The following is a 1,550-nucleotide window of genomic DNA, read 5'->3' as shown; positions in this document are numbered from 1 at the left end:
AGGCTCGGCAGCTGGTACGGTAAGGTTTGAAGTTTGAGGGCCCCATCACTGGCACAAGGTTTGCCCTTCTAACCGCTATCTGAACCCATGAGTTTGAAGCACATGTCACTGGATTACCTGGGCAACCCCATCGACACCCTCAACCCCGCCACCCGTCAGGGCCTGGATGATTTCGTCGGCGGTTTTCTCGGCTATCAGCCCCGTGCCGAGGGCATCCTCGCGGTCGCCGATGCCGACCCCGACTCAGCATTGGCCAACGGATTTGCCGGCCTGCTGCTGATGTTTATCGAGTCGCCCGAGGGCCCTGTGCTGGCCGAGAAGTACCGTCAGCGGGCGGCGGCGGTGAATTCCCGGCATCCACGGGCGCTCGTGTATCTGCAAGTGCTGCAAGCCTGGATCAACGACGAGCTGGATGAAGTGCTGCGCCTCAGCGAGCATCTGCTGGATCTTTATCCGCGGGACCTGCTTGCGGCCAAGCTCAACCAGTACCTGGAATTCAACCGGGGCAACTGGCCGGCGCTGCTGCGGATCGGTTTGAAAGCCACCGCCGGCGCGCCGGATATCGCCCACAGTCACGGGCTACTGGCGTTTGCGTATGAGCAGTGTCATTTGCTGGAGGAAGCCGAGGCCAGTGCGCTTGAGGCGTTGCGGTTGCAGGCGTCCGAGCCATGGGCCCATCACGCATTGGCCCATGTGATGCTGACCCAGGGGCGTATCGAGGAAGGCATCGGGTTTCTGGAGGGCGTGAAGCAGCACTGGGACGGGCTTAACTCGTTCATGTACACCCATAACTGGTGGCATCTCGCGTTGTTTTATCTGGGGCGCGGGGAGGATCAGCGGGTGCTGGAGATTTATGACCGGCATGTGTGGGGGATCTTGCCGGAGTACTCCCAGGATCAGGTGGGCGCGGTGTCATTGCTGGCGCGGCTGGAGCTGGCCGGGATTGATGTGGGTGAGCGGTGGCAGGCGTTGGCGCCCTACCTGCAGCGTCGGGTTGGGGATGCGGTACAGCCGTTTTTGAGTGTGCAGTATTTGTATGGGTTGGCCCGGGCGGGCAAGCCTGAGGCGGATCAGTTGTTGGCGGCTTTGCGCAGGCACAGTGTGGAAGCGCGGCCGGTTTGGCGGGAAGTGACGTTGCCGTTGGCTGAGGGGTTGTTGGCGCATGCCCGGGGGGATGCCCGGCGGGCGTTGGAACAGCTGGGGATAGCGTTGCCGCGGCTGAATGAGATTGGCGGGAGTCATGCGCAGCGGGATTTGTTTGCGCAGGTGGAGCTGGACGCACGGTTGCGGGTTGGGGATTGGCTTGGGGCGCAGCAGACGCTGGAATTGCGCCGGCGGTATGACGGGCTGGATGTGCCGACGAACCGAGCTTTGGTGGTGGTGTATGAGGCTTTGGGGTTGCCTGGGGAGGCGCTGCGGGCGCGGGCGCGGATTGGGGGGATATCCGTTATTTAGGTGATGGCTTGTATTGGTTCCGCTTTTGCCCCACCACTCGGCACCTCGCTTCGGCCAGCGTGGTTTAACCGGGGCGCCTAAGATCAAGATCAAAA

1 protein-coding gene is annotated in these 1,550 nt (G+C 62.3%); it reads left to right on the top strand.

The window, feature by feature from the left end; all coding sequences use genetic code 11:
• Positions 1-102: 102 nt before the first annotated feature.
• Positions 103-1,455, top strand: a complete 1,353-nt coding sequence (locus tag HX786_RS08505) for a tetratricopeptide repeat protein (protein WP_178911938.1) — start codon at positions 103-105, stop codon at positions 1,453-1,455.
• The last annotated feature ends 95 nt before the right edge of the window (positions 1,456-1,550 follow it).

The organism is Pseudomonas sp. 21615526, from assembly GCF_013386245.1.
Lineage (GTDB): Bacteria > Pseudomonadota > Gammaproteobacteria > Pseudomonadales > Pseudomonadaceae > Aquipseudomonas.
The sequence above is the reverse complement of the archived record's forward strand: the minus strand, read 5'-3'. Positions and strand labels throughout refer to the sequence as shown.